This window comes from Cupriavidus sp. LA-1, from assembly GCF_055385985.1.
Window position 1 is genome coordinate 886,539 of sequence record NZ_AP031388.1, and the last position, 24,785, is coordinate 911,323.

The window sequence follows — 24,785 nt, forward strand, 5'->3', positions numbered from 1 at the left end:
TCTGGCCGGCGGGCGGCGCAAGCCCAGCCCGCCGGCGCAAGCCGCAAAATTTTTTTCGGATTCAAAAACTATATAGCTCCATAGTAAAGAGGTAAGCCATGGCCAAGACCGCCAAGAACCTGCTGATCATCATGTCCGACGAGCACAACCCCAAGATGCTGGGTTGCGCCGGGCATCCCATCGTCGAAACCCCCAACCTTGACCGGCTTGCCGCCGGCGGGGTGCGCTTCAGCTCGGCCTATTGCACCAGCCCGGTGTGCATACCGGCGCGCGCGTCCTTCGCGGTGGGCAAGTACATCCACCAGATGGGATACGCCGACAATGCCGACGCCTATGACGGCGTGATCCCCAGCTGGCACCATAAGCTGCGCGAGCGCGGCCACCGCGTGGTGTCGATCGGCAAGCTGCATTTCCGCGAAGAAGGCGAGGATCACGGCTTCTCCGAGGAGATCATCCCCATGCATATCATCGAGGGCAAGGGTGACCTGATGGGGCTGGTGCGCAGCGACCTGCCGGTGCGCAAGGGTGCCTACAAGATGGCCAACCTGGCCGGCCCCGGCGAGAGCCAGTACACCTTCTATGACCGGGAGATCGCCGCGCGCGCCCAGGTGTGGCTGCGCGAGCAGGCGGCGAAGCACCAGGACAAGCCGTGGGTGCTGTTCGTCTCCTTCGTCGCCCCGCACTTCCCGCTGACCGCGCCGCCCGAGCACTTCTACAAGTACTACGACCGCGACCTGCCGCTGCCCAAGCTGTACGCGCGTCACGAGCGCCCCGACCATCCTTACCTCGTCGACTATCGCAGCAGCTTCAACTATGACGAGTATTTCGACGAGGCCAAGCTGAAGAAGGCACTGGCTGGTTACTACGGCCTGTGCTCCTTCCTGGACGAGAACATCGGCAAGGTCCTGCAGGCGCTCAATGAATCCGGGCTGGCCGACGACACCCGCGTGCTCTACACCAGCGACCATGGCGACAACCTCGGCAGCCGCGGCATGTGGGGCAAGTCCACCATGTTCGAAGAGGCCGCCGGCGTGCCGCTGATCATGGCCGGTCCGGACATCCCCGTCGGCAAGGTCATCGACACGCCTGCCAGCCACGTCGATGCCTACCCCTTCATCCTGGAATCCGTGGGCGTGGACGAACCCGCGCTGCGCGACGGCTTTCCCGGGGTATCGCTGAACGACCTGGCCGACGGCGAAAAGCCCTCGCGCAACGTGATGGTGGAATACCACGGCATGGGCTCGGCCACCGGCGCCTTCATGATCCGCCACAAGCAGTACAAGTACGTCTGCTACGTGGACTATCCGCCGCAATTGTTCGACCTTGCTGCCGATCCGGAAGAGTTGCGTGACCTTGCGCAGGAGCCCGCCTACGCCGCCGTTCTCAAGGATTGCCACCAGCGCCTGCTTGCCATCTGCGACCCGGTCGCGGTGGATCACAAGGTGAGGCAGCGCCAGGCTGAACTGCTCGAAGCCAATGGTGGTCGCGAGTTTGTGATCCAGCGCGGCGACCTCGGCTTCAGCCCGCCCCCGGGCGCCGCCATCGTGTTTGACTGACGCTTGCCCACGACACCGCCCGCATTGTGCCGAACCACTAAGATTTGAAGAGAAGCCAAAGAAGCAGACGGCACGCGGGCGGGCCTGAACTAAGCCATCACAGAGAAGAGTCAGAAGGCCCACCGATACCGGAGGTAGACACTATGTCACGCATCAAGAACCCCAACCTACGCGGCTGGGTCATCACCATCATGCTCGCGCTGTTCATGGTCATCAACTTCATGGACAAGGCCATTCTCGGCATCGTGGCCAAGCCGCTGATGGCGGAGTTGCATATCTCGCCGTCCGAATTCGGCATGATCGCCAGCAGCTTCTTCCTGCTGTTCTCGATTTCGGCGATCGGCTTCGGCTTTGTCGCCAATCGTGTGTCGTCCAAGGCGCTATTGCTCGTGTGCGCCGCCATCTGGGGGATCTCGCAATTCCCGCTCGCCTTTACCGCGTCGGTGCCGCTGCTGTTCTTCTCGCGCATCCTGCTCGGGGCGGGAGAGGGGCCGGCCTACCCGCTGGCGCTGCATGCCTGCTATAAGTGGTTCCGCAATGACCGCCGCAACCTGCCGTCCGCGATCATATTCCAGGGCGTCACCGCCGGCCTGCTGATCTCCGGCCCGCTGCTGACTTACGTATTGGTGCGCTGGAGCTGGCACGCCGCGTTCATGACGCTGGGCATCGCCAGCCTGGTGTGGATGGTGCTGTGGATGTTCATCGGCTCGGAGGGCCACGTCAGCAGCGATGACAAGGGTGCTGGCGCGCAGCACCCGGCAGTGCATGTCTCGTATGCAAGTTTGCTGACCGACCGCACCTTCCTGGCCAACATGCTGCTGTACTGGACCACGTACTGGATCTTCTCGGTGATGTTTACGTGGGTACCGTCCTATCTCGGCACGGTGATGCACTATGACGCCACCGCCACCGGCTGGATGTTCATGCTCTTCACCGCTTTCAACATCCCGATCGTGCTGGGCGGCTCATGGCTGTCGGAGCACATGCTCAAGCGCGGCGTGGCCTCGGTGCGAGCACGTGCCTGGCTGACCTGCGCCTTCGCGCTGGCCGGCGGCGTACTGATCTGCGTGTCGGTCTATGGCGTGCAGCAGCCCCTGCTGAAGGTCATCCTGCTGGCCCTGGGATGCAACCTGCCGCAGATCACGTTCGTCCTCAGTTCCACTATCGTCGCGGAGATCATCCCGGACAGCCAGCGCTCGGGGATGATGTCGATCAACAGCGCGCTGGCCACCACCGGCGGCCTGGTCGCGCCGGCGCTGATGGGCAAGCTGATCCAGGGCGCCTCGACGCCGGGCATCGGCTACGACAACGGCTTTGTCCTGGCCGGCGTGCTGTCGGTCATCGCGAGCGTGATCGGCTTCTGCGTGATCAATCCCGAGGCAAGCAAGCGCCGCTTCGCCGCGCGTTGCCCCGCACGGAAGCCGGCGGCAACGGAGCCGCGCGCAGCGCTCGCTGACTGACGCCAACACCTGAGGTCTCCGTCCTCGCGCTGCGCGCCTTGCCTGTGCGGCCACGCCGCCGGGCCTGGGCGCGACACCTTCACGCATACCGCAAGAGAAGAAAGACATGCCAACTTATCCGAAGGCAAAGGCAGGGATCCGCTATGTCCGGTAGCGCCGTCGCAAGCCAGCCAGCGGCGTCTTCGCAACAGTCGATGCTGCTTCGCATGGACGGCACCGATACACCGGTCCGGCACTGGATTGAACTGGTGGACCAACTGCTGGACCCGGCCCATGCGGGGCACACCCCATGACCAGCCTTCTGCGCCGCCTCCACGCAAACGGCGCTGGCCTGTTGCCAGCCTGGTGCCATCGCATCAGCACTGCCACCCTGCGCGCGGACCTGATGGCCGGGCTGCTTGGCGCGGTGCTGGTGCTACCGCAAGGCGTCGCCTTCGCCACGCTGGCAGGGTTGCCGCCGGAGTACGGGATCTACACAGCAAGTGATTGAAGGCACCAGCCTGGATGCGCCATGGGCGGCGGCCCCCTCTCCGAAGCCCTGTCATCCCCTCCCTCACACCCTGCCCGCCGCGGCCGGCGTACCACGCAGCCCCCATTGTTTCCCTCCCTTGGTGCACGCCCCATGCTGCCCCCTTCGTGCCATGGCACCGTGCCAAAGCCGCCTGCCTGGAAACCAGGGCGTGCAAAAAGGGCGTTAATCGCCAAGACTGATGATGAGCATTCGGCAGTCCCGCGCCTGACAAGGTCCTGCCCAGCGCAAGCCATGCCCGGTCCGGGCCTCAAGGGCCCAGCGCAAGAGATAGCGCGTAGATCATACAAGTGCCTATAAAAGCATTTTTATAGCGTGCTCGCCCATCGTCCAGCGGATGATCTGGCCATGGCGCAGCTGCCTCAACCCGACAACCCTTCTCCAAACGGGCGTTGCATTGGTGGAAGTCCGGTCACAATTGCTGATTAAGGCTGGCACAGTGGTCGCTACAAAAAAGGACTTCCCCGGCCTGTCGGCAATGGCGCCTCACCGGAAGGACCGGGTGCGGCCCCGCCGCGCGCGCACGGCGTCCATCGCCGCAACCGCCAGGCCGAGCCTTGCCACCGATCCCGCTTTTTACCCGACCTGTACCTGTAGAAGGAAAGCCGATGTTCTCCGAAGCCGAGACACCGCATTCAATGCACCACGCCCCCCGCGCCAAAGCGCCCACCCTGCCGCCATGGATCACGGCTCGGATGGCGCAACATTTCGATGAGCGGATGGGCAAGCTCTGGGGCGGCGATCACCTGCTTCACGGGCTCGTGCCCGGGCCCGATGCGCTGCACCTGAGCAGCAACGACTATCTCTGCCTGCTCGGGGAATCCTCACTGGTCCAGGCGCAGGCGCGCGCCTTCCTGGAAGAAGAGCCGGAGCTGCTGATGTCGTCGGTGTTCCAGCACGGCGACACCCCGCAGCGGCGGGTCGAGCGCAAGATCGCAAACCTGATGCAGGCCGAGGACGGGCTGATCGCCCAGTCGGGCTGGGCCGCCAACGTAGGCCTGGTGCAGTGCATCGCCGGGCCCGGCATTCCGGTCTATATCGACATGAACGGGCATGCCTCGTTGTGGGAGGGCATCATCGCCGCGGGCGCGCAGGCCGTGCCGGTGCGCCACAACGATTGCGAGCATGTGCGCCGGCAGCTTGAGCGCTTCGGTCCGGGCGTGATCATGGTGGACTCGGTCTACAGCACCACCGGCAGCGTGGCGCCGCTTGTGGACTATGCCGACCTGGCGGAGGCGTCGGGCAGCGTGCTGGTCGTGGACGAGTCGCACTCGCTCGGCACCCATGGGCCGTCTGGCGGCGGCCTGGTGCGCGCGCTGGGGCTGTCCGACCGCGTACACTTCCGCACGGCCTCGCTGGCCAAGGCGTTCGCCGGCCGCGCCGGCTATGTTGCCTGTTCGACCGACTTCAAGGACTTTTTCGCGGTTGAGTCCCGGCCGGCCATTTTCAGCTCAGGGCTGCTGCGCCATGAGATTGCGTGGTTCGACGCCGTGACGGATTTCGTCGCCGGGGCGGATGAGCGCCGTGCGCGCCTGCACGCCATCACCCGCGACACCCGGGCCGCGATTGCCGGCTTGGGCTACAACATCAGCGAGGGCTCCGAGCAGATCATCGGCCTGGAGGCGGGGACCGAGCCGCAAGTCAAGGTGCTGCGCGACGCGCTGCAGCGCCGCGGGATCTTCGGCGCGGTATTCTGTTCGCCGGCAACCCCGAAGAACCGGGCATTGATGCGACTTACGCTGCATGCGAAACTTGGCGCCAATGAAATCGACCGCCTGATCGGCGTGCTCGCCAGCATCCGTGACGAAGTCCGGCTGGATCAGTGGTCCTCGACGCGCCGGGCCCGGCGCAAGTCCCAAAATCCCACAAGCGGGCCGCTGGCAGGCTCCCGCGAGGAGTAGTCCTGGAGATGGATGCAAAGGTAGCGCAAGCGGAAGACGGCCGCACCAGCCTTGCCGGCCTTGCCCGCCAGGCGTGGCAGACCGTGTTCGAGACCGCCGCGCGGGCCACCCTGCTGGACGAGGAAAGCGTTATCCGGCTGCGCCGGATCCAGATGGTGGGTGCGCTGGGCGTGATCGGACACCCGCTGTACTACGTGATCTGGTCCTATATCTTCCCCCAGCCCTATGAAAACCTCTGGCTGCGCCTGGTCTGCACCGCGCTGTTCGTGCCGCTGCTGTTCGCCTCCGCCTTCTCGGACCGGCGCTGGCTGCCGCCCTATGCACTCTTTGCCATTACCGTAGGCCTGCCGTTCGCCTTCATCTTCTTCTACCTGGAGAATGGCGGCGCCATGGTCTGGGCCGAATCCGTCATCATCGCGGTGGTGATCCTGTATCACTTCAACACCGCGTTCGCGACCATCGCCTTGTTCTCTGGCGCAGCGGCGGCGATCGCGCTGTTCGTGCTGACCGGCAACTCCATGGTCGGCATCCCGTGGGAGCCGGTACTGCTGCAGCTGCCGGTGATCGGCTTTGTCATCGCGGTGCTGGTGGTGATCAAGATGGACCGCCAGCTGCTGGCCGAACAGAAGCGGCGCGGGATGGCCGCCGCGCTGGCCACCGTCGCGCACGAATTGCGCACGCCGCTGACCAGCCTGGCCATGACCGCCAGGGGCCTCAAGGCCCGCCTCCCGACCGCGCTGGACCAGGACACGCCGCTGCGCGACGGCATGATGCAGGCCGTGGACCGGATGGAGTCGGACCTGGCCCATATCAGCAACAGCATTGAACTGCTGGTCGCCAACTCCAAGAACCCTGACAACGCCACGCAGGAGCTGTTCGAACTGGGCTGCGTGATCCGCGACGCCATTGGCCGGTTTCCGTTCGAGCAGGCCGACCTGGAACTGGTCACCATCGACCTGCCTGGCCCCGCCTACGTGATGGGCAACCCGCAGTTGTTCGGGCTGGTCACGACCAACTTGCTGAAGAACGCGCTGGAAGCGACCAAGCGGGCCGGCAAGGGCACCATCCATATCCGCTGCGAGGTCGAGCCCGACGCCGTCCACGTGGTGTTCCGCGACACCGCCACGGGCGTGCCCCCGCAAGTGCTGGCGCGGATGTTCCAGCCCTTCTTCTCCTACCCGGCGCATCGCGGCACCGGCATCGGGCTGGCGTTCTGCCAGAAGGTGCTGAACAGCTGGGGGGCCAGCATCAGCTGCCGATCCGAGGAGCACGTGTTCACCGAGTTCGACATGCGCTTTCCCCGCAAGGGGAAATGGCCTGAGGCGCAATAGCAGGTGCTGGCCGTCCAACCCGGCCCCTGCACTGCCGACCGTCAGGGGCCTGAGCGCAGACGCCCCTGAACGCCCACGCGCACGGCCGATCGCGGCCTGCCGGCCCCTATAGTATCCTCGCGGGTTCCCCAGACCCGTACCACGAGATTGATGCACCACACCGACGACGCCCTTCCTGAGCACGAATCCACAGCCATCCACGAGCCCCGCCTCTGGCGCGACAAGGGCTGGACCGCCCGGGTCATCAAGAACGAGGATGGCGACGGCTGGGCGGTCGAGATGATCCGCGACGGCAGAGCCGAGCCCGCGCTGGTCGGGCCCTGGACCATGGGGCGGAACAAGGTTGATCCCAAGCCGCTGGATGCTACTGCGCACCAGACGCTGGTCAAGACGGCTTCGGAGGTTATCCGGCGGCACGAACAGCAACTGCATGCGCAGCTCAATAAGCAGGTCAGTATCGAGTCTGAATCCGGCACTGTGATCGTGAAGCTCGTCATCACGCCTGATGAATTCGAGCCCTTTGGCACGCTTACCGCCGAGGATCCCTTTGGTGATGTGCTGGCGACTGTCAAGGTGCGGCCTGACTTTCGGCTGACGCGCGACAGTGCCGAGCGTTGGGCCGCCGGTGGGTTCGACAGGATTCGCTAACTACCCGGCGAGCCCCCCGGCAGATTGCGAATCGTCTGATCGCCATGGCCAGCGGAGATGGGGACACTAGAGCCATCACCGAAACAACGGTGATCGGGTGTACCAACCCGGATTTCATTACAGGTGGCCGTCTGATACGGCCAAAGTCGCACGTCCACATCCCTCAGCTTAATGGCGGGCCGGGCGGGGCAGCCGCAAGGCTGGCCGGATTACCCTGTTAATGAGCCGGTATTGGTACCCCCGCTGTCAGGCCCGCCACCCTTCAAATGCAGGTACCAGGCGGGTTATCCAACTTTGATAGGAGCTCGCAATGCAGGAACAAATCGCGTCGAAACAACAAACCGTCTTAGCTGCCATTCCGGAAGCATGTCGGGAATCGCTGGATTGCGTCAGTGCCGGACTGGACAGGGTTATGGCGCTGCTGGAAGTGGAAAGCGAATGTTCGGAGGCTTGCCATGGTATCCGGTGCCTGGTGGGGATGATCAAGGCGAAGCTTGAGCAAACGGCGGGGGAGCTTCGTCCGGGGGAGTAAGTGAGGGCCTTGATGCTGCCGGGGCGGTCGCGCTGGCAGGGTGAAATAACCGCAGCTTCGGCTGCGGTTATTATTTGGAGGCCGGTACAGGGTTGATTGGTCTGCTGCCCTTAGCTCCAGGCAGACGAAATCCAATGCCTAAAGCATCGGTACGCCTGGATGACGCGGCGCCCCGCCCTGCTCACCGAGCCCCCGATATCCCCCACGAATCTGGCTGACCCTCGGCACCGTGAAGCCGCATAACGGGGAGCCAAAACCGACTTACTTTGCAGCCACCTTTGAGGCCTGTGCTGCACGACGTTGCAGGCCTTTCGAGGCCGCCTCCGCAGCAGTATTGAAGCTGCTCTCGGCCACTTGCATGGCCTGCTTTGCCGTCGTTTGCATCGACTCATAAAGCGTAGTGGTCGCGTTCACGGCCTCCTGCCAAGCAGCCAACGGTGCCGCCGGGCCGGCTGGCGTTTTGTTCACCACGCTTCCAAGGAAGTCGTGCAAACCCTGCTTGCCTGCCGCGTATTGGACCTCGGCGACCTTCTCGAACTCCGCCCGAGTGGCGGCGAAGATATCGTACAGTTGACGGCGATACGCTAATACATTGTCGGCTGCTGGCTGAAGTAATTCGATTTGCAATTCGACCAATTCTTGCGGGTCCTTGACTGAGAGCGCCTTCTTTGCGCCTTCTCGTGTCTCAGCCAGCGCCGTCTTCATCGTTTGCAGATTCAACTCCAGCAGTTTTTCGAAGCCCTCAAAGGCCTTGCCGGTCAGCCCGGTCAAGGTTTCAATGCCTGCCATTTGGACCTTAAGGAATTGCTCGGGGGACCACTGAGTCATCTTGCGTCTCCTAAGTGCGACCCGCCACCTGAGCTATCCGATGAGAGCTCCGACGGGTCGGGAATCGAGTGGATAACGATTACAACATTGTGACCCTGGCAGGCCACGCCGATCGGACGCAATAGCGCCGACGCCGGCAGTCGCTACAAGCTAAAACAATACGCTTACAAGGAGGCCTGGCGAGCCCGGCATTCCCTTGCGGGAGTTCGCCCGAAGGCTTTCAGAAAGGCGTAGCCCTGGATTGTCACGTGAGGGCGGCTGTGGCTTGGCCCAAGGCGCTCAAGCGTAACCAGCTGATGCGCGAGCAGCGTGTCCATATCAGAGCGGTCCAGCTCTGTTGGGTCAGAGCTGTCGTTGACCAGCATCAGCGTGGCGAATTCATGATGACTCAGCACAGTCGTCTCCCAAGCTCTAGTCTATTTTTGCTACGGGACTTCACTACCGTCCGTGACAGCTGGCCTGGTTTGTACAGACCGCTTATTTCCTCTCGGACGCGAGGTTCTGGCTGGCGGGTGCTTGTTCTCGCACCCGAAATGTTCATCTTAGCTGCTCACCAGGTTGTGTTCAATGTGATTCGAAGGCATGTGTGCCGCAATTCCCGGTATCTTCTCCGTCGCCAAAACGTGCGCCGGGCAGCTCAACGGAATATCACGACATGATATGCATCCGAGTTCCAAAGCATCCATTCGCCGACCGGCCGGACGGCTTGCATTAGCACCAACGCCGAGATCCGCCAAGGATATGTGGTTGCTGAGGGAGGGCATCGGGCTTCAGGCTGAATGAGAACGAAGCGCTCTGTGTCAAAAAAAACCCGCGTCGCCGGAGCAATTACGCGGGTGGTAGCAAGACTTCAGGGCGATTCTATATTGACTTAGATTTTTCTTACGTCAGAATTAAGCAGGATCTTGGCTCCAAATCTGCAGCCAGGGTTCAAGGTGAGCAGGGCAACGTTGAGTTGACTTCAGTAGTACGTTGAAGCAGACCGGCGACCTGTGTGCCGGGGGTGCAAGGGGGAGGAAAAAATGACAACGGCTCGGGCTGGAACCAAAGGGGAAGCCATCAGGCTCCTGGAGGCAGAGGGGGTCGCGCTAGTCGAGCTCGACTATGAGTCAGGTTGGCAAGATGCGATTGAGCTCGGGCGCCTTGGCAACAAGGTGGGGATACGGGTGGAGTATCGCGGACACGAGAGCATTGCCGTGAAGTCCCACGCGGCGCTCATTGCTGGCCTCAGTCGGCCGAAGGTGTCCTTCCGCCAGCGGAACCTTTACTGCCAGTTTGCATTGGACCAGTTGGCAGCCAACGAGTTGGCTGCCCTGGAGGCAAAGGCCATGAAGGTTGGCGACTACATCCTGGCCGGGCACCTGCTGCGGGACGTCGACGCCGTCTGGACCGAGTAAGCCTGGCTCGAGGGGGTAATGCCGTTCAGTTAAGGTCCCTATTGAGGAAGCGAACGGCATAGCGTGAAGGGCGGGACTTGACGACCCGGTCGCATGAGCGACCGGGTCGTTTCACATTGGGCAGCGACTTTAGGCGCTCGCGTAGGCGCTGCAGGCAGGCGGGCAATTTCGCGTAGGCTGGCGTGACAGCTGCCCACATCATCTCGTGCTGGATGACATGGAAGGCACGCACGAAGCTCATGTCAGTCGGCGCGAGCTTCGCTTCTCGGGCGGCGCTGGCCATCTCGCGACGAATCAGGTTGTAGGCGATCAAGGCGCCCCAGATTTCCTGGCATACCCCATCGACGGTTCGGCTACGCAGGGTCAGCTCCATGCCGAGCATCGACTGCTTCAGTTCCCGGTAGCTCGTTTCGATCTGCCAGCGCCGCTCGTAACTGGCGACGATGTCAGCAGGTTTGAAGCGTCGGCGATCGAGCAGCGACGTCAGCAGAATTCGGCTACGTCCGCGGGCATCGATCGTTCGGATTGCCCGCGCCTGCCAGAACTCCGGCAGCGCCGGGCACTTCTTGCGTGCCTGCGGCGAGACACGCATGCGTACCGTGGCGTCTTCGGCCGTGCCGGCCGTCACCTCCCAGCGCGTGTTGGATTTGGCCGGAATCAGGAAGTGGCGGTTGTGCCCGCCCATCGTCAAGCCGCACAGGATCTCGGCGGCCAGAAAGCCTTTGTCGAATACCGTCAGCGAGTCATCCGGTATCTGGGGCAACAAGCCTTTGGCGTACACCATCTCATTGCTGTCATAGCGACCGAAGCTGGCGCCTGCCACCAGGTGCGTGGGGATCGCAGTCAGCGTCACCATGCGCACCTGCGGATAGCTGGCGACCCTGCGAGCGTAAGCTTGGGCGCCAAAGTGCTCGCGGTTGGCAGGACTGTCGGCCGTGCGTAGCGTCGTGCCATCCATCGCCCACAGGCTGAGTCCCTTGAGGGCGTAGTCGCTGGCGTCCTGCAGACTCCAGGCGCGCGCTGTTCGTTCGAACAGCCAGGCCAGCGGCGCCTCGCCAACGCGCTGGCGGGCTTGCGCCGCCGCGCTCTTGCTGACGAATGGCGCCACCTCATCAGGCAGGGCCAGTTCCAGATTGTCGAGCACTTCGCTGATCGACCAATGGCGGTACATCGCCAGCGCAATCACCAGCCAGACCACCTGTTCAGCGGGCAATCGACGGCGACGGATACTTGCCGTTCCCGTCGCGTCTACCGCGCGCTCGATCCACTCGTACGGAAGATGCTCGGCGAGCCGACTCAAGTCGGCCGGCTGTTGCGCTTCGAGCAGGAAGGTCAGGTGACTGGAAAGCATCGCGCCCGAAAGTTAACACTTCGGCGCAGCGTTTACAACTTCCTCTGACGCTACATACAAAAATGCCGTTCAGCTCTTAACTGAACGGCATTAGGCTCGAGGGGGGCGTCGTCAGATTCGGCGGACGGAAACTGCACGCTCAGCCCGCTTCGCTGCTCGCCCGCCTCTTCCTCAGCGCTCTCACCCCGAGGTTAACCCGCGGTGCAGCCCGCTCTCCGCCAACATGCCGGATAAGTCCCATCCGCTTTAGCGCAAGGACAGCCCCTGACTAAAGGCCAGGCTGGCGAGCGCGCGCCAACAGGTCCCTCGCCCTGGTTCGCCAGCCCTACTGACCGATCCGGTGGCTGACAGCGTTTTCCTGCTGGTTCAGCGTGCGCTGCTCCTGGCGCGTGATATGGCTGCCGTTCTGGCTGGCCATCATGCGCTCTTCCCGGCGAATCTGCCCATCTTGCTGGTGCAGCCTGGCGGCCTGGGCCTTCGAGATCTCGCCTTCCTTCAGTTCGTGGTTGATGCGCCGGCTCTGGTTGGCAAGCCGTTCATTGACCTGCTCACGACGGGGGTGGTTGCGCTCCCAGCGGCTGTCCTTATCGTTCGCCATGGCCGCGCTGGCAAGGCTTGCCGCGAAGATCGCGATCGCTGCACCACCCAGAATTTTCTTCGTCATCATTTCACGCTCCCCTTGGTTGTGGGTGCCCGGCGCTGGTCGCCGAACATGACCCAATAACGGCACCTGGATCGGCCAAGATGACGGCGCGCGCAATGAACTTGTAACGCAAGATTTTCCGGCTGCGTGCTGGTTCACTGCTTTTCAATACATCCAGCAGGGACCGTTATCGCGCCTTATCACCATACCCGGTTCGGTCATTCATCTGATGCTCGCAGCGAATGCACCGGGGTTCGGCGTTAACACGAATGACTGGCCAGGCGGCAAGGATCGCCCTCACTCCGCCGCGCTAGCGCCGGTCAGCGCCCGGACCCGGCTCTCGTCCGCGGCAAGCTCGCGTGCGTTGCCCGAATAGACAATGCCGCCATCGTCCAGCACGTAAGCATGATCGGCAATTTCAAGACTCATGCGCGCGTTCTGCTCCACCAGCAGTACCGAAATTCCCTCATTGCGCATCTGCGACACGACGCGGAACACCTCCCGCACGATCAGGGGGGCCAGGCCCTGCGATGGCTCATCGAGAACAAGCAGCCGGGGATTGAGCAGGAGCGCCCGGCCGATGGACAGCATCTCCTGTTCGCCGCCGGAGAGTTGGCGCCCGCGGCTGAGCTTGCGCTCGGCCAGGCGCGGAAAAAGCGCATAGATCCGAGCGATCGTCCATGGGCCGCGGCGCTCCAGTGGCACCTTCAGGTTTTCTTCCACACTGAGATTGGCAAAGATCCTTCGTCCTTCCGGAACATAGCCGACGCCAAGCGAGGCGATCCGGAATGTCGGCAAATGCGTGGTATCCACCCCCAGGATTGTCACGCACCCATGGCGCGCGGGTGTCAGGCCCATCAGGGTACGCAGCGTCGTGGTCTTGCCGGCCCCGTTGCGGCCCAGCAATGTCGTGATGCTGCCTGCCGCCACCTCCAGGCTGACGCCATGCAGGATATGGCTCTTGCCGTAGTAGGTATGGAGGCCTTCGGCGGTCAGCGCTGCACTCATGCCGCGTTCCCCAGGTAGGCGGCCTGCACCGCTTCATTGGCGGCAATCTCCCCAGGCGTGCCTTCGGCGAGGAGGGTGCCCTGGTCGAGCACCGTGACCCGATCGGCAAGATGGAAGACCACGCGCATGTCGTGCTCGATCAGCATGATGGTGAAATGGCTTTCCCGATGCAGGCGCCGGATAAGCTGCATGATCTCGCTGGTCTCCTGGTCGCCCATCCCGGCGGTCGGCTCATCGAGCAACAGCAGACGCGGCCGCAGTGCCAGCGCCATGGCAATCTCGGCCGCACGCTGGTCGCCAGGTGAAAGCTCCCCGACCAGCCGGTCGGATTTGGCACGAAGGCCGGTGAGCTCCAGCATCTCCTCGGTGTGGCGGCGGACCCGGGCCTTTTTGGTCTGGCTGATCCACGGGCGCAGGCGCAAGCCCTCTGTCACTTCGGTGCTGATGCGCACATTTTCGAACACGGTGAGCTCCGGAAAAATCTCGGTGATCTGGAATGTGCGGGCAATGCCGGCGGCGACGCGCTGATGCGCAGGGAGTGCCGTGATATCGCGTCCGCCGAACAGGATCGCTCCACTGGTCGGCGCGAAGAAGCCACTGATCAGATTGAAGAAGGTGGTCTTGCCGGCGCCGTTCGGCCCGATGATGGCGCGCAACTCGCCCTGCTCAACCGCCAGCGACACATCACGCACCGCGGCAAGGCTGCCGAAGCGCTTGCTGACTCGCTTGACCTCCAGCACGCTCATGAGTCGCCCTTTTGCCGAATGAAGCCGAGCAGGCCACGCGGGAAGAACAGCACGATCGCAACGAACAGCATGCCGACGAATGACATCCAGTTGATGGTGATGCTCGACAGGTAATCCTGCAGCACGACGAACACCGCGGCGCCCAGGAGCGGCCCCCAGAACCTGCGCATGCCGCCCATGACCGCCATCATCACGAAGTCGCCCGACTGGCTGTAATGCAGCCCGCGCGGATCGGCGAAGTTGTTCAGCAGCGCATAGAGCGCGCCGGCAAACCCCATGAAGAAGCAGGACAGCGTGAAGGCAATCCAGATATGGCGATCCACGGGAATGCCGAGAAAGCGGGCACGCCGCTCATTCTCGCGGATGGCGATCATGGTGTGCCCGAAGGGGGAGCGCAGGATGAAGCCCATCAAGCCGGTCGCCAGCACCAGGCAGAACAGCACAAAGTAGTAGAACGCATCGGCGTTCGACAGGATATCGAACGTTGCGACGCCGAGGCTGAGCGGCTGGCGCGCAAACCCACGCAATCCGTCGTCGCCGCCGGTCACCGAGCTCCATTGGAAGGCGATGTAGTAGAAGACCTGGCCAAAGGCGATAGTGACCATGGCGAAATAGACGCCGCGCCGCCGCACGCTGAGCGCGCCCAGCAGCGCGCCCGCAATCCCGCCCAGCAGCGTGCCGCACAGCAACGCCAGCGGCGTGCTTGGCGCCAGGAACTTCAGCGCGAAGCCGGCGCCATAGGCGCCTAGCCCGAAGTACGCTGCGTGGCCAAAGGAAAGAACACCGGTGAAGCCGAGCAGGAAGTTCACCGACATGGCGGCCAGCCCGAGGACGAGAACGCGCGTGCCGAGCGCGGTATAGCCGCCCAGCGGCGGCATCCAGTACGGCGCGAGCAGCAGCGCCGCCCAGATCGCCAGGGGCGCCACCAGCCGCGTCTGCGCCCGATCGCTCATGTCAGCATGCCTTCCTCGCCGAGCAGGCCGCGCGGCCGGATCAGCAGCACCACAGCCATCAGGACGTACATGATGGCCTCGCTCGCCGCGGGAAGAAACACCGCGGTGATGCCCGAGGCGACACCGATCAGCAGGCCGCCAAGCAGCGTGCCCGGGAGGCTGCCGACGCCGCCGACGATGATGGCGATGAAGCTGGGCATCAGCAGCCCCGTTCCCATGGTGGGCTCCAGCCCGAGTTGGCCTGCGGCCAGCACCCCGCTCAGGCCGGCCAGGTAGATGCCGACAGCGAAATTCAGCGTCCGCAGCCTGCCCACGTTGATGCCGAGCGCCGCGACGGTTTCAAGATCGAGGGTGCCGGCACGTATACGGATGCCAAGGCGGGTATAACGCAATAGCAGGAAGAGCAGCGCCACCGTGACGGCCACGGTGCCAACCATGAACAGGCGATAGCCGGTGATGAAGAAGAACGCATTGCTCAACGGCTGCGCCAGGGCAGCGGGAATTGTCACCGGCTTGCCCTGCGCGCCCCAGATAAAGCGGGTACCGTCCTCGATGATGAAGGCCAGGCCAAACGTCAGCAGCAGGCTGTAGAGCGGATCGCGCCCGTAAACCCGACGGATGAGCACCCGTTCCAGCACGAGGCCGATGATGGCGGTAAGCGGCGGCGCGATCAGCAGCGCGCCCCAGAAGCCAACCAGAGGCGTGATCGTATAGGCGATATAGCCGCCGATGACAAGAAAGCCGCCATGGGCGAAGTTGATCACATTGCTCAGATTCAGGATAAGTGACAGCCCAAGTGCCATCAGCACATAGAACGCACCGATGATCAGCCCGTTGGTGACGTTGAAGAGGACAAGTTGCGTCATCGCCGGGGCTCACGTCGTGATGTCCCGACGCACGCCCTGCCTGGGTCCGGATGACCGGCACGCGCGGCGGCGCTGGCAGGCATTGCCGTTCTGATCATGGGAACAACGCACGATGTCACCGCTCGGCCGTTGTCCGCCGGCTCAGGCCGGCCACCGTATCGTGCAGCCGGTCGCGCTCTCGGGAGGCGCGGTCTTGTCACCCGGAATGACGCTATCGACGCGGAACAGGTCCTCGGGATCGCCGGCCGGCCTGGACTGCGCCTCGCCTACGAAGGACGAGGTCATGAGCTGGTGATCCCCTTTGCGGTAGTAGCACTTGTTGGGCTGCAGCTTGATATCGTCCGCCAGTTCGAACCCGCCGAGCGCTTCGGCGAGCTTCCTCGCATCCAGGCTCTTTTCCCGGTTGGCTACGGCGGCGAGGGTATGGACCGAGGTATAGCCGAACCAGTGACGCGCGGTGGGAACCTTGCCGCCGTTCACCTTGCGGATCTCGGCGACGAACTTCTCGACGCCCGGGACACCCGGCTGCTTCCAGTACCACTCGAACATCCAGATGCCGACGCGGGCCTCGGGCGGCATCGCCTCGAGCGATTCGAGTTCCTGCTGCAGCCCCGCAATATGCATCTGCTTGCCGATGCCGAACTGCGCGATCTGCTTCAGGCAATTGACCATGTCGGAACCCTGCGGCAGCACCAGCAGAACGTCCGGATTGGCCGCGCGCGCCTTGATCAGGTAGGCGGAGAAGTCCGTGGTGCCAAGCGGCGTGAGCTCGTTGCCGGTGATGGTGCCGCCGAGCTTTTGCAAGTCGGCCGCCGCGGCCTTCTGCAAGGTGTGGCCAAAGGCGTAGTCCGGCGTAATGAAATGCCACTTCTTGCCATACTTGGTGAACAGCAGGTTGGCCACCGAGTTGGCCTCCATGCTCGTGGTGTTGCAGACGCGATAGACGTTCCACTTGCAGTCGCTGCCCGTGATCGTGTCAGTGTGGCCGCCTGAAACGATGTGCAATACCTTCTTCTCGTTGCTGACCTGGGCGATGGCCTGGGCGATGCCGGAATTCACGTCCCCGATGAGAAAGGCGACCTGATCACGCTCGATCAGCTTGCGCGCCTTCTGCACGCCGGTGCCGACGTCGTTCGCCGAGTCCTCTACCAGAAGCTCGACGGGTCGCCCGAGAATGCCACCCTTGTCATTGATCTGCCGGACCGCAAGTCTTGCACCCGTCACTTCATTCTGTGCAACCGCGGCATAAACGCCGGTCAGGGGATCGACCATGCCGATTCGGAGTGGGGTCTCGCCGCGCGCCTTGATGAGGAAGGGAGGCGCCAGTTGCAAGGCGGCGGCGGCGGCGGCCCCCTTGAGGACAGTGCGACGACTGAAGTGGATGCGACTCGGTGCTGTCATGGCGCCCTCCTGACCGTCATGTCGAATCGATCAACAGACTGGATCCTGAGTCGGGGCGTAAAAAAAAGCCTCGTACAACACAATGTTAGGTGTGTTGGATGGGATTCACAAGCATTCGCCCGGACACCAGCCGCCTGCGCGACGGGCAGCCGTTTGCGACGACAGGGCCAACGTCCGTTGCTTGCAGTGGGCGGCGTTCGCAAATGCAAGCGCCGAAGACTCAAGCGCAGCAGCGGAATCCGACGAAGAGGTCGCCGCGGTGCGGCAGGTAGAAGTTCCGGTAGCGAGGATGCTGCATGCGGGCATGGGTGGCGAACGATCCGCCGCGAACCGAGCGATGCGTGTGAAACCACGGCGCGGAATATTCCCGGTAGGGGTCGGGCGAGAAGCCTGCATAGGGCACGAAAGGATCAGCCGTCCATTCCCACACTGCACTACCCCAGCGGATCAGGTCATGCGTTGCCGCATACTCCCATTCGGCTTCCGTGGGCAGGCGCTTGCCGGCCCAGCGGCAATAGGCCTCCGCCTCGTAGGCATTGATATGACACACCGGCTGTTCGGGCGGCAGCGGCACCCACTGCCCGAACCAGCGCAACGCCCATTGCCCCGGGATGCCGCCGGCCGTCCGGCGCCAGCGCACCGGATGCGCCAGCCCGCTCTGTTGCAGCCATGCGCGTCCGTCGTCGGACCACCATTGACGGTCGCGGTAGCCGCCGGCGGCCACGAATTCCGCAAATGCGGCATTGCTGACGCAGGAGCGATCGATGCGGAAAGGGGCGATGTGGACCGGGTGGGTCCACTTCTCGTTGTCGAAGACGAACCCGTCGCCCCCGCTGGGCGACCCCATCAGGAACGTGTCGCCGCCTGCGGCCGCCGACCCGGCGCCTGGCGCAATCGAAGGCATGCCGGGCGGGGCATGCAGCGGATAATCGAGCGTCTGGCGCATATAGGTCAGCGCCTCCGCATGCATGTCTTCGTGGAATAAGGCGAGCCGGAAAAAATAGAGCGCCGCGTCAGTATCGTCCGATGCGGCGAGCCTGGCGCGAACGTGGGCCAGCACGGCGGCTGCATAGTCGCGAATCTCGGGGAGCCGGGGCAGCGCAAGATGCCATCGATCCCGGTGGGCGACGCGCATGGAATCGAAGAGGCGGTCGGCGTCCGGCAGCATGGACGGAAGGCCGGCCACCCAGCGGCCGTCCTGACCGGCACGCGGCTCCCGCAGCACCCATTGCTCCGTGAACCAGGCGATATGGGCATACTCCCACAAGGGCGGATTGATTCCCGCATCGTAAGGAACCTGCCATTGGGACGGCGATAGGTCCTGAAGCAGGCCCCACGTGCGCCGGTGCGCATCGGCAAACGCCGCATCCAGCCCGAACTTGTTTATCCTTCTTGCTGCCGCCCCCTCAGAACCTGTCCTCATGCGTCCTCCCAAGGCCACCGTCGCGATTATCAGCCCGGCGCTGCGCAAAGCCAACAATGGCAACTGGCAGACCGCCAATCGCTGGTCCCGGTTCCTGCAGGGGGACTACCATGTCACACTGGCCGCTGAATGGCCGACGGCCAGCCAGGGCGGCGCCCTGCCCGACTGCCTGATCGCCCTGCACGCCCGGCGCTCGGCCGAGTCCATCGCCAGGTTCGCCGAGGTCTGCCCGGATCGTCCGCTGATCGTCGTGCTGACCGGCACCGATCTGTACCGCGACATCCGCACCGATGCATCAGCCCGGCGCTCGCTCGAACTCGCCACCCGCCTGGTGGTGCTGCAGGACGAAGGGCTCGCCGAACTGGCCGCCGCGCATCGCGCCAAATGCCGGGTGATCTACCAATCCGCCCCGGCATGCGCGCCGGCGGCGCTCAGCCAGGATCACTTCGACGTCGTGCTGGTCGGCCACATGCGGGCGGAAAAAGACCCGCTGACGCCCATGCGCGCCCTCTCGCTGCTTCCCGACGAATCGCGCGTGCGCCTGATCCACATCGGTGGCGCGCTGGATGACGCCTATCAGCAGGCGGCCCTGGCATTGGAAACACAAGCCTGGCCCGGCGTGCGGCGCTATGTCTGGCTCAGAAACCTGCCCCATGACGAAACCCGGCAGCACATCCGGCAAGCACAGGCCATGGTGATCTCCAGCGCCATGGAAGGCGGCGCCAACGTGATCATCGAAGCCGTCGCCAGCGGCGTGCCGGTGCTGGCCAGCCGCATCCCGGGCAACGTCGGCATGCTGGGCCGTGACTACGAAGGTTATTTTCCGTTGGGTGACCCCGCGCAATTGGCGCTGGTGCTGGAACGCGCCAGCCGGGATGCCGGGTTCCTGAACCGCCTGCGGCAGCAATGCGCACTTCGGGCTCCGCTGTTTGCGCCGGCCCGGGAACGGGCGGAAGTGAGTAAACTTGTCGCCGACGCCCTGAAACCAGAATAACCCGGAGCCCGCAGTGGACCAGCCAGACAACGCAAAAATCAAGCTCACCGCCTTCTCCCACGGCGGCGGATGCGGGTGCAAGATCGCCCCCGGTGTGCTTTCTGAAATCCTCAGGAATTCGGTCGGCTTCCCCGCTCCGGCCGCACTGCTGGTCGGCAAGGAAACCAGCGACGACGCGGCGGTCTACCAGCTCAATGACAGCCAGGCCCTGATCGCCACCACGGACTTCTTCATGCCGGTGGTGGACGATCCGTACGATTTCGGGCGTATCGCCGCCACCAACGCCATCTCCGACGTCTATGCCATGGGCGGAACCCCGATCATGGCGCTGGCGCTGGTCGGCATGCCCATCGAGAAGCTGCCGCCTGAAGTCATCGGCAAGATCCTCGAAGGCGGCGAATCGGTCTGCGCCCAGGCGGGCATCCCGGTCGCGGGCGGCCATACCATCGATTCCCTTGAGCCGATCTACGGGCTGGTGGTCCTTGGCCTGGTGCACCCGGATCGGGTCAAGAAGAACAGCGGCGCCGAGGCGGGCGACAAGCTGATCCTCGGCAAGCCGTTGGGCGTGGGCGTGCTGTCCGCCGCGGTAAAGAAGGACAAGCTCGACGCGGCCGGCTATCAAGAGCTGATTGCCTGCACCACCAGACTCAACACCCCCGGCCGGCTGCTGGCCGAAGTGCCCGGTGTCCACGCGCTGACCGACGTGACAGGTTTCGGCCTGCTCGGCCACCTGCTGGAACTGTGCCGTGGCGCGGACCTCGGCGCCCGGCTGGACATGGGGCGGATTCCGCTGCTGCCGCGTGTCGAGCGCATGGCCGCCGAAGGGCTGGTGACCGGCGCATCGGGGCGCAACTGGGCCAGCTACGGCAGCGAGGTGGACCTGTCCACGTCGGTCACGCCAAGCCAGCAGGCGCTGCTGACCGATCCCCAGACCAGCGGCGGCTTGCTGGTGTCGTGCGCACCGGAAGCCGTGGACGAGATCCTGGAGATCTTTCGCCGGGAAGGCTTCGCGGACGCTGCGGTGATTGGCGAAATGACGGAAGGAGCCGCCCGTGTTGCCGTTGCTTAAGCGCCTCGCCGCGCTGACCCTGCTGGGCTTTGCCGGCCTCGCCAGTGCCCAGGCCGTCCTGAAGGTCTCGGCCATTCCCGACGAGTCCCCCACCGAACTGCAGCGCAAGTTCGCGCCGCTCGGCAGCTACCTGGAGAAGGAAACCGGCATGAAGGTGCAGTTCGTGCCCGTCACGGACTACGCTGCGGTGGTCGAAGCGCTGGCCACCGGCAAGATCGACATGGCATGGCTGGGCGGCTTTACCTACGTGCAGAGCAAGATCCGGACAAAGGGAGCCACCATCCCCATCGTCCAGCGCCAGGAAGATGCCGCCTTCACCAGCAAGTTCATCACCGCCAACAGCGCGATCAAGTCGCTGGCCGACCTCAAAGGCCATACCTTCGTCTTCGGCGCGCCGTCCTCGACCTCCGGCCACCTGATGCCACGGCACTTCCTGCTGCAGGCCGGCATCGACCCGGACAAGGACTTCAAGACAGTCGCCTATTCGGGCGCCCACGATGCGACGGTGGCTTTCGTGCAGGCCGGCAGGGCCGACGCCGGCGTGCTCAATGCCTCGGTGTGGGACAAGCTGGTGGAGCAGCATAAGGTGGATCCCGGCAAGGTCAGGGTATTTGCCGTCACACCGCCCTACTACGACTACAACTGGACCGTGCGCGGCGGGCTCGATCCGGCCTTGCGCAAGAAGCTGACCGAAGCGTTCCTGCGACTTGACCCGGCCAATCCCGAGCAGCGGGAGATCATGGCGTTGCAGCGGACCGCCAGGTACATTCCCACCCGGCCGGAAAACTACGCCGGCATCGAGGCCGCAGCCCGCGCCGCGGGCCTCATCCAGTGATGCAGGTCCCATGAGCTTTCGCCTGGACGCCGCCAGCATCAGTTACGGCAACGGACAGCGTGCGCTCAGCCAGATCACGCTGGCAGCCAGCCGCGGCGAGCCCATCGCTGTCATCGGTCCGTCGGGAGCCGGCAAGACCTCCTTGCTGCGCTTGCTGGCAACGTCGCTGCGGCCAAGCGAAGGCCGTGTGGAGGTGCTGGAGCAAAGCCCCTGGGCGGTGTCCGCCGCACGCCTGCGGCAATTGCGCTGCCGCATCGGCATGGTGCACCAGGCGCCGCCGATGCCGCCGCGCCAGCGCGTGGTCACCGCCATCCTTGCCGGCCGCCTGGGCATCTGGCCCGGCTGGAAATCCTTGCTGTCGCTGGTCTATCCGGCAGACATCGATGGTGCCGGCGAACAGCTCGCCCGCCTTGAGCTGGCCGACCGCCTGTTCGACCGGTGCGACCAGCTCTCGGGCGGCCAACTGCAGCGCGTGGGCGTCGCCCGCGTGCTTTACCAGCGCCCGGAATTGATCCTGGCGGACGAACCAGTCTCGGCGATGGACCCGGTGCTGGCCAACCTCACCTTGGGCGAGCTGCGCAAGGAAGCGGATACACGCGCTGTGCCCCTGGTCGCCAGCCTGCACGCCGTGGATCTGGCGCTACGCTGGTTTCCCCGCATCGTCGGCCTGAAGGCGGGCGAGATCGCCTTCGACCTGCCGGCCGGGCGGGTGACCGACGCCATGCTGCGCGAACTCTATGCCTCCGAAAGCACATCACCACCGGTACAAGGCAGCCAGGCCCTGATGAGCATCGCGGCAGGTGCCAGCGCCGCCTTCGGTGGCGGTACCCCACCCAGGTCGGCGTGCCGATGACCGCGCACCCGCGCGATCCCCAGGCGCTGCGGCGCGCAAGCGGCCTGGCGCTCGCGCTGCTGCTGCTGTGGCCATTGCTGCGGCTGTCCCGGTTCAGCCCTTCAGCCTTGTTCGACACCGGAAACCTCAAGGTAATGGGCGCCTTCGTGCGCAACTTCCTTCCTCCCGAGGTTTCCGCGGGATTCCTCGGGCTTGTGGTCAAGGCCACGCTGGAAACGCTGGCGATCGCCACTGCAGGCATTGCGCTCGCCTTTGTGATCGCAGCACCTCTGGCCGTGGCCATGACGGGCAGCCTGTCGGTGTCGCGCATCGGCCCCGGCCAGGGACGCAAGCCGCGCATGGCAGTACGCGCTGGCGTGCGCGCCCTGGTGCTGCTGCTGCGCGGGGTGCCGGAGCTGGTGTGGGCGCTGGTCTTCGTGCGTGCCCTCGGCCTGGGGGCGGCGGCGGGCGTGCTCGCTCTGGCCATCACCTATGGCGGCATGCTGGCAAAGGTCTATGCGGAAATCCTCGAATCCAGCGACAGACGCGCCGTGGATGCCTTGTTTGGCAGCGGGAGCGGGCGCCTGGCGGCATTGTTCTACGGGCTGCTTCCCCATGCCGCGCAGGAGCTGGTCTCCTACACCGTCTACCGCTGGGAATGTGCCATCCGGGCTTCCGTGGTCATGGGTTTCGTCGGCGCCGGCGGGCTTGGGCAGTTGATGGACCAGGCCATGAAACTGCTCAATGGCGGAGAAGCCGCGACCATCCTGCTGGTGTTCCTGCTGCTGGTTCTGCTGGCGGACGCGCTCAGCGCGCGCCTGCGCAAGCTGCTCGACTGAATCATGACGCACAAGGTCAAGGCCGCTCAATTCTGCATGCGCTGCCTGCTCACCCTGATCGCGGTGGCCGCCGCGGTGTCGGGCAGCTTCGCGTATCTGTCGCTCGATCTGGGCCAGCTCTTTTCCGCGGACGCCGCAGCCGGGATGGTGCGCTTCCTGCTGACGTTCTTCCCGCCGGAGCTGTCGTCCGCTTTTCTGGCCAGAACCGCTGGCAGCATGCTCGAAACGCTTGCGGTTTCCGCCGTGGGCACGCTGTGTGCGGCGGTGCTGGGCTTTGCCCTGGCACTACCGGCTTCCGGGCTCTTCGGCGATGCGCTGCGCACGTTGTCGCGCTTGCTGCTGAACCTGCTGCGCTCGATTCCCGAGCTGGTATGGGCAGCCCTGACCGTGCTGGCAGTCGGCCTTGGACCGTTTGCCGGCACCCTCGCCCTGGCACTGCATACCGCGGGCGTGCTCGGTCGCCTGTTCGCCGAGGCGCTGGAGAATGCGCCGCGCGCACCCGCCCGCGCGCTGATGGAAGGGGGCACCCCTGCCGCACTGGTCTTCTTGTATGGGACGCTGCCCTGCGTATGGCCCCAGTACCTGGCCTACATCCTGTACCGCTGGGAAACGAATATCCGCGCAGCGGCAATCCTTGGCTTTGTCGGCGCCGGCGGGCTGGGGCAGATGCTGTATTTCGAGCTGTCCCTGTTCCATCTGCACCAGGCTTGCACGGTGATCATCGCCATGCTTGTGCTGGCGGCCGTGGTCGACACGGCCAGCGCGATCATGAGGGTTGGCTGGCGTTCGTGAAGCGGCGCCGAGGTGACGACGGCTTCCTGGAACCGGAGGACATCCCTGGACTGACGCTCAGCGCAGACTCGGTAGTATTGCCGGTGTGCAATGCCGCCAATCCGGACGGTAGCGGCGTCGAAGCCGTATTCGGCTAGGGCCGGGGATGCCTCTACGCCGGGGCGCGCAGCTTGCCGGTGTCAAACCGGGCGGTTGAGTTCAAGGAAACGCGCTAACTTTTCACAGCGACGATTGTGACGCGGCGATTTTCCGGGGCGGCCGGATTATGTCGATTTAGCGGTTCCGTGGAGCCCTTCCCCACCGGCGCAAGGCGATCGGCAGCAATACCACCCTGGTGAGCGAGGTACTGCACCACGGCGGAGGCCCGCGCTTCTGATAGCTTCTGGTTCGTGATGGCCGAACCGCGCGGGTCCGCATGCCCTTCAATCTTGAACTTGAAGTCGGAGAGCTTGTTTGACTGCAGTCCATGAGCGACCTTGTCGAGCGCGGCACGAGCGCCTTCGGTCAGCCTTGATGAGTTGGTCCTGAACGTAATCAGCAAGTGCACCGATGCACTTCGAGCCGGGCTCGCGGGGTGTTGTTCTGCCACGGCATCCCTGAACCTGATCCCGCGGGTGACATTGCTCTCGTCGGCGTCTTGCGGCATCAGCGCATCGGTAATCGATTGCTCGTTGATATCCTGCTCTTTGAGGATGACCTCACCGGCCTGCGCGGCAGGCCCGTTGGCCGCGATGCCAAGCGCCACAAAGCACAAGGCGCTCACCCAGCGCCCACAAAAAGAGCCAACGGTTCGTTTTGCCATTTGGGATGCTCCAGCGGAAAGTGCTGCCCGCTGAATTCATATTAGGTGA

Annotated in this window: 23 protein-coding genes and 1 pseudogene; 14 read left to right on the forward strand and 10 right to left on the reverse strand. The window is 64.2% G+C overall.

The genetic code is table 11. The annotated features are described in order from the left end of the window. Nucleotides 1-98: 98 nt before the first annotated feature. From ACZ5MJ_RS23170 to ACZ5MJ_RS23200, 7 genes and pseudogenes are all read left to right on the forward strand, one after another. Complete coding sequence (locus tag ACZ5MJ_RS23170) at nucleotides 99-1,556, forward strand: sulfatase-like hydrolase/transferase (protein WP_464225988.1); 1,458 nt, start codon at nucleotides 99-101, stop codon at nucleotides 1,554-1,556. A 143-nt stretch (nucleotides 1,557-1,699) separates the two neighbouring features. Then, nucleotides 1,700-3,016 carry an MFS transporter gene (locus tag ACZ5MJ_RS23175; protein ID WP_464225989.1) on the forward strand — a complete coding sequence of 439 codons (1,317 nt, stop codon included), beginning with the start codon at nucleotides 1,700-1,702 and terminating at the stop codon, nucleotides 3,014-3,016. Between the two features lie 289 nt (nucleotides 3,017-3,305). After that, nucleotides 3,306-3,497, forward strand: a pseudogene (locus ACZ5MJ_RS23180) (SulP family inorganic anion transporter); the annotation flags it as partial. A gap of 656 nt (nucleotides 3,498-4,153) precedes the next feature. Next, nucleotides 4,154-5,446 carry an alpha-hydroxyketone-type quorum-sensing autoinducer synthase gene (gene cqsA / locus ACZ5MJ_RS23185; RefSeq protein WP_464225990.1) on the forward strand — a complete coding sequence of 431 codons (1,293 nt, stop codon included), beginning with the start codon at nucleotides 4,154-4,156 and terminating at the stop codon, nucleotides 5,444-5,446. A gap of 8 nt (nucleotides 5,447-5,454) precedes the next feature. After that, complete coding sequence (locus tag ACZ5MJ_RS23190) at nucleotides 5,455-6,777, forward strand: sensor histidine kinase (RefSeq protein WP_464225991.1); 1,323 nt, start codon at nucleotides 5,455-5,457, stop codon at nucleotides 6,775-6,777. Nucleotides 6,778-6,927: 150 nt separating this feature from the next. After that, nucleotides 6,928-7,425, forward strand: coding sequence for a hypothetical protein (locus ACZ5MJ_RS23195; RefSeq protein WP_464225992.1), 498 nt, complete (start codon nucleotides 6,928-6,930; stop codon nucleotides 7,423-7,425). 310 nt (nucleotides 7,426-7,735) lie between these two features. Further along, a complete protein-coding gene (locus ACZ5MJ_RS23200) occupies nucleotides 7,736-7,957 on the forward strand; it encodes a hypothetical protein (protein ID WP_464225993.1) in 222 nt (73 codons plus the stop codon). Between the two features lie 261 nt (nucleotides 7,958-8,218). Here ACZ5MJ_RS23200 and ACZ5MJ_RS23205 read toward each other — a convergent pair whose 3' ends face one another. Next, nucleotides 8,219-8,785 carry a phasin family protein gene (locus ACZ5MJ_RS23205; RefSeq protein ID WP_464225994.1) on the reverse strand — a complete coding sequence of 189 codons (567 nt, stop codon included), beginning with the start codon at nucleotides 8,783-8,785 and terminating at the stop codon, nucleotides 8,219-8,221. Nucleotides 8,786-9,807: 1,022 nt separating this feature from the next. On the opposite strand from ACZ5MJ_RS23205, the gene ACZ5MJ_RS23210 reads away from it, so the two are divergent. Then, nucleotides 9,808-10,182 carry a PHA-granule associated protein 4 gene (locus ACZ5MJ_RS23210; protein WP_464225995.1) on the forward strand — a complete coding sequence of 125 codons (375 nt, stop codon included), beginning with the start codon at nucleotides 9,808-9,810 and terminating at the stop codon, nucleotides 10,180-10,182. Between the two features lie 25 nt (nucleotides 10,183-10,207). Here the strand turns inward: ACZ5MJ_RS23210 and ACZ5MJ_RS23215 are convergent, their stop codons facing one another. The 8 genes from ACZ5MJ_RS23215 to senA all read right to left on the reverse strand — a co-directional run bounded on the left by ACZ5MJ_RS23215 (nucleotide 10,208) and on the right by senA (nucleotide 18,573). After that, the gene (locus ACZ5MJ_RS23215) at nucleotides 10,208-11,533 is read right to left on the reverse strand and encodes an IS4 family transposase (protein WP_464225996.1); all 1,326 of its coding nucleotides are present in this window, start codon (nucleotides 11,531-11,533) and stop codon (nucleotides 10,208-10,210) included. Between the two features lie 325 nt (nucleotides 11,534-11,858). Further along, entirely contained in the window at nucleotides 11,859-12,200 is a 342-nt protein-coding gene (locus ACZ5MJ_RS23220; RefSeq protein ID WP_464225997.1) for a hypothetical protein, read from the reverse strand. Between the two features lie 273 nt (nucleotides 12,201-12,473). Continuing rightward, nucleotides 12,474-13,184 carry an ABC transporter ATP-binding protein gene (locus ACZ5MJ_RS23225; RefSeq protein ID WP_464225998.1) on the reverse strand — a complete coding sequence of 237 codons (711 nt, stop codon included), beginning with the start codon at nucleotides 13,182-13,184 and terminating at the stop codon, nucleotides 12,474-12,476. Continuing rightward, nucleotides 13,181-13,930, reverse strand: coding sequence for an ABC transporter ATP-binding protein (locus tag ACZ5MJ_RS23230; RefSeq protein ID WP_464225999.1), 750 nt, complete (start codon nucleotides 13,928-13,930; stop codon nucleotides 13,181-13,183). The genes ACZ5MJ_RS23225 and ACZ5MJ_RS23230 overlap by 4 nt, the downstream gene beginning before the upstream one ends. Then, a complete protein-coding gene (locus ACZ5MJ_RS23235) occupies nucleotides 13,927-14,883 on the reverse strand; it encodes a branched-chain amino acid ABC transporter permease (protein ID WP_464226001.1) in 957 nt (318 codons plus the stop codon). Before ACZ5MJ_RS23235 ends, ACZ5MJ_RS23230 begins: the two co-directional genes overlap by 4 nt. Further along, nucleotides 14,880-15,749 carry a branched-chain amino acid ABC transporter permease gene (locus ACZ5MJ_RS23240; RefSeq protein WP_464226002.1) on the reverse strand — a complete coding sequence of 290 codons (870 nt, stop codon included), beginning with the start codon at nucleotides 15,747-15,749 and terminating at the stop codon, nucleotides 14,880-14,882. The genes ACZ5MJ_RS23235 and ACZ5MJ_RS23240 overlap by 4 nt, the downstream gene beginning before the upstream one ends. A gap of 141 nt (nucleotides 15,750-15,890) precedes the next feature. Next, entirely contained in the window at nucleotides 15,891-17,150 is a 1,260-nt protein-coding gene (locus tag ACZ5MJ_RS23245; RefSeq protein WP_464226004.1) for an ABC transporter substrate-binding protein, read from the reverse strand. 220 nt (nucleotides 17,151-17,370) lie between these two features. Further along, nucleotides 17,371-18,573, reverse strand: coding sequence for a selenoneine synthase SenA (gene senA, locus ACZ5MJ_RS23250; protein ID WP_464226005.1), 1,203 nt, complete (start codon nucleotides 18,571-18,573; stop codon nucleotides 17,371-17,373). Here senA and senB point away from each other — a divergent pair. The 6 genes from senB to phnE are packed head-to-tail and all read left to right on the forward strand — an operon-like array spanning nucleotide 18,572 to nucleotide 23,934. Then, the gene (gene senB / locus ACZ5MJ_RS23255) at nucleotides 18,572-19,567 is read left to right on the forward strand and encodes a selenoneine biosynthesis selenosugar synthase SenB (RefSeq protein ID WP_464226006.1); all 996 of its coding nucleotides are present in this window, start codon (nucleotides 18,572-18,574) and stop codon (nucleotides 19,565-19,567) included. The two genes, senA and senB, sit on opposite strands and share 2 nt — an antisense overlap. Nucleotides 19,568-19,580: 13 nt before the next feature. Beyond that, on the forward strand, nucleotides 19,581-20,636 hold the full coding sequence (selD, locus tag ACZ5MJ_RS23260; RefSeq protein ID WP_464226007.1) for a selenide, water dikinase SelD: 1,056 nt from the start codon (nucleotides 19,581-19,583) through the stop codon (nucleotides 20,634-20,636). Next, nucleotides 20,620-21,471 (forward strand): putative selenate ABC transporter substrate-binding protein, encoded by an 852-nt coding sequence (locus ACZ5MJ_RS23265; RefSeq protein ID WP_464226008.1) that lies wholly within the window; start codon nucleotides 20,620-20,622, stop codon nucleotides 21,469-21,471. Before selD ends, ACZ5MJ_RS23265 begins: the two co-directional genes overlap by 17 nt. A gap of 10 nt (nucleotides 21,472-21,481) precedes the next feature. Next, nucleotides 21,482-22,324 carry a phosphonate ABC transporter ATP-binding protein gene (locus ACZ5MJ_RS23270; RefSeq protein WP_464226009.1) on the forward strand — a complete coding sequence of 281 codons (843 nt, stop codon included), beginning with the start codon at nucleotides 21,482-21,484 and terminating at the stop codon, nucleotides 22,322-22,324. Continuing rightward, nucleotides 22,321-23,142: a PhnE/PtxC family ABC transporter permease gene (locus ACZ5MJ_RS23275; RefSeq protein WP_464226010.1), complete on the forward strand. Its 822-nt coding sequence runs from the start codon at nucleotides 22,321-22,323 to the stop codon at nucleotides 23,140-23,142. Before ACZ5MJ_RS23270 ends, ACZ5MJ_RS23275 begins: the two co-directional genes overlap by 4 nt. A gap of 3 nt (nucleotides 23,143-23,145) precedes the next feature. Then, on the forward strand, nucleotides 23,146-23,934 hold the full coding sequence (gene phnE, locus ACZ5MJ_RS23280) for a phosphonate ABC transporter, permease protein PhnE (RefSeq protein WP_464226011.1): 789 nt from the start codon (nucleotides 23,146-23,148) through the stop codon (nucleotides 23,932-23,934). A gap of 211 nt (nucleotides 23,935-24,145) precedes the next feature. Here the strand turns inward: phnE and ACZ5MJ_RS23285 are convergent, their stop codons facing one another. Continuing rightward, entirely contained in the window at nucleotides 24,146-24,736 is a 591-nt protein-coding gene (locus ACZ5MJ_RS23285) for an OmpA family protein (protein ID WP_464226012.1), read from the reverse strand. Nucleotides 24,737-24,785 lie beyond the last annotated feature (49 nt).

Coding starts and splice junctions, on each gene's coding strand:
- phnE (WP_464226011.1), top strand. CDS start 23,146: ATGACGCACAAGGTCAAGGCCGCTCAATTCTGCATGCGCTGCCTGCTC.
- ACZ5MJ_RS23240 (WP_464226002.1), bottom strand. CDS start 15,749: ATGACGCAACTTGTCCTCTTCAACGTCACCAACGGGCTGATCATCGGT.
- ACZ5MJ_RS23175 (WP_464225989.1), top strand. CDS start 1,700: ATGTCACGCATCAAGAACCCCAACCTACGCGGCTGGGTCATCACCATC.
- senA (WP_464226005.1), bottom strand. CDS start 18,573: ATGAGGACAGGTTCTGAGGGGGCGGCAGCAAGAAGGATAAACAAGTTC.
- ACZ5MJ_RS23205 (WP_464225994.1), bottom strand. CDS start 8,785: ATGACTCAGTGGTCCCCCGAGCAATTCCTTAAGGTCCAAATGGCAGGC.
- ACZ5MJ_RS23190 (WP_464225991.1), top strand. CDS start 5,455: ATGGATGCAAAGGTAGCGCAAGCGGAAGACGGCCGCACCAGCCTTGCC.
- ACZ5MJ_RS23200 (WP_464225993.1), top strand. CDS start 7,736: ATGCAGGAACAAATCGCGTCGAAACAACAAACCGTCTTAGCTGCCATT.
- ACZ5MJ_RS23195 (WP_464225992.1), top strand. CDS start 6,928: ATGCACCACACCGACGACGCCCTTCCTGAGCACGAATCCACAGCCATC.
- ACZ5MJ_RS23245 (WP_464226004.1), bottom strand. CDS start 17,150: ATGACAGCACCGAGTCGCATCCACTTCAGTCGTCGCACTGTCCTCAAG.
- ACZ5MJ_RS23285 (WP_464226012.1), bottom strand. CDS start 24,736: ATGGCAAAACGAACCGTTGGCTCTTTTTGTGGGCGCTGGGTGAGCGCC.
- ACZ5MJ_RS23270 (WP_464226009.1), top strand. CDS start 21,482: ATGAGCTTTCGCCTGGACGCCGCCAGCATCAGTTACGGCAACGGACAG.
- ACZ5MJ_RS23230 (WP_464225999.1), bottom strand. CDS start 13,930: ATGAGCGTGCTGGAGGTCAAGCGAGTCAGCAAGCGCTTCGGCAGCCTT.
- ACZ5MJ_RS23275 (WP_464226010.1), top strand. CDS start 22,321: ATGACCGCGCACCCGCGCGATCCCCAGGCGCTGCGGCGCGCAAGCGGC.
- ACZ5MJ_RS23215 (WP_464225996.1), bottom strand. CDS start 11,533: ATGCTTTCCAGTCACCTGACCTTCCTGCTCGAAGCGCAACAGCCGGCC.
- ACZ5MJ_RS23220 (WP_464225997.1), bottom strand. CDS start 12,200: ATGATGACGAAGAAAATTCTGGGTGGTGCAGCGATCGCGATCTTCGCG.
- senB (WP_464226006.1), top strand. CDS start 18,572: ATGCGTCCTCCCAAGGCCACCGTCGCGATTATCAGCCCGGCGCTGCGC.
- ACZ5MJ_RS23225 (WP_464225998.1), bottom strand. CDS start 13,184: ATGAGTGCAGCGCTGACCGCCGAAGGCCTCCATACCTACTACGGCAAG.
- ACZ5MJ_RS23210 (WP_464225995.1), top strand. CDS start 9,808: ATGACAACGGCTCGGGCTGGAACCAAAGGGGAAGCCATCAGGCTCCTG.
- ACZ5MJ_RS23170 (WP_464225988.1), top strand. CDS start 99: ATGGCCAAGACCGCCAAGAACCTGCTGATCATCATGTCCGACGAGCAC.
- ACZ5MJ_RS23235 (WP_464226001.1), bottom strand. CDS start 14,883: ATGAGCGATCGGGCGCAGACGCGGCTGGTGGCGCCCCTGGCGATCTGG.
- cqsA (WP_464225990.1), top strand. CDS start 4,154: ATGTTCTCCGAAGCCGAGACACCGCATTCAATGCACCACGCCCCCCGC.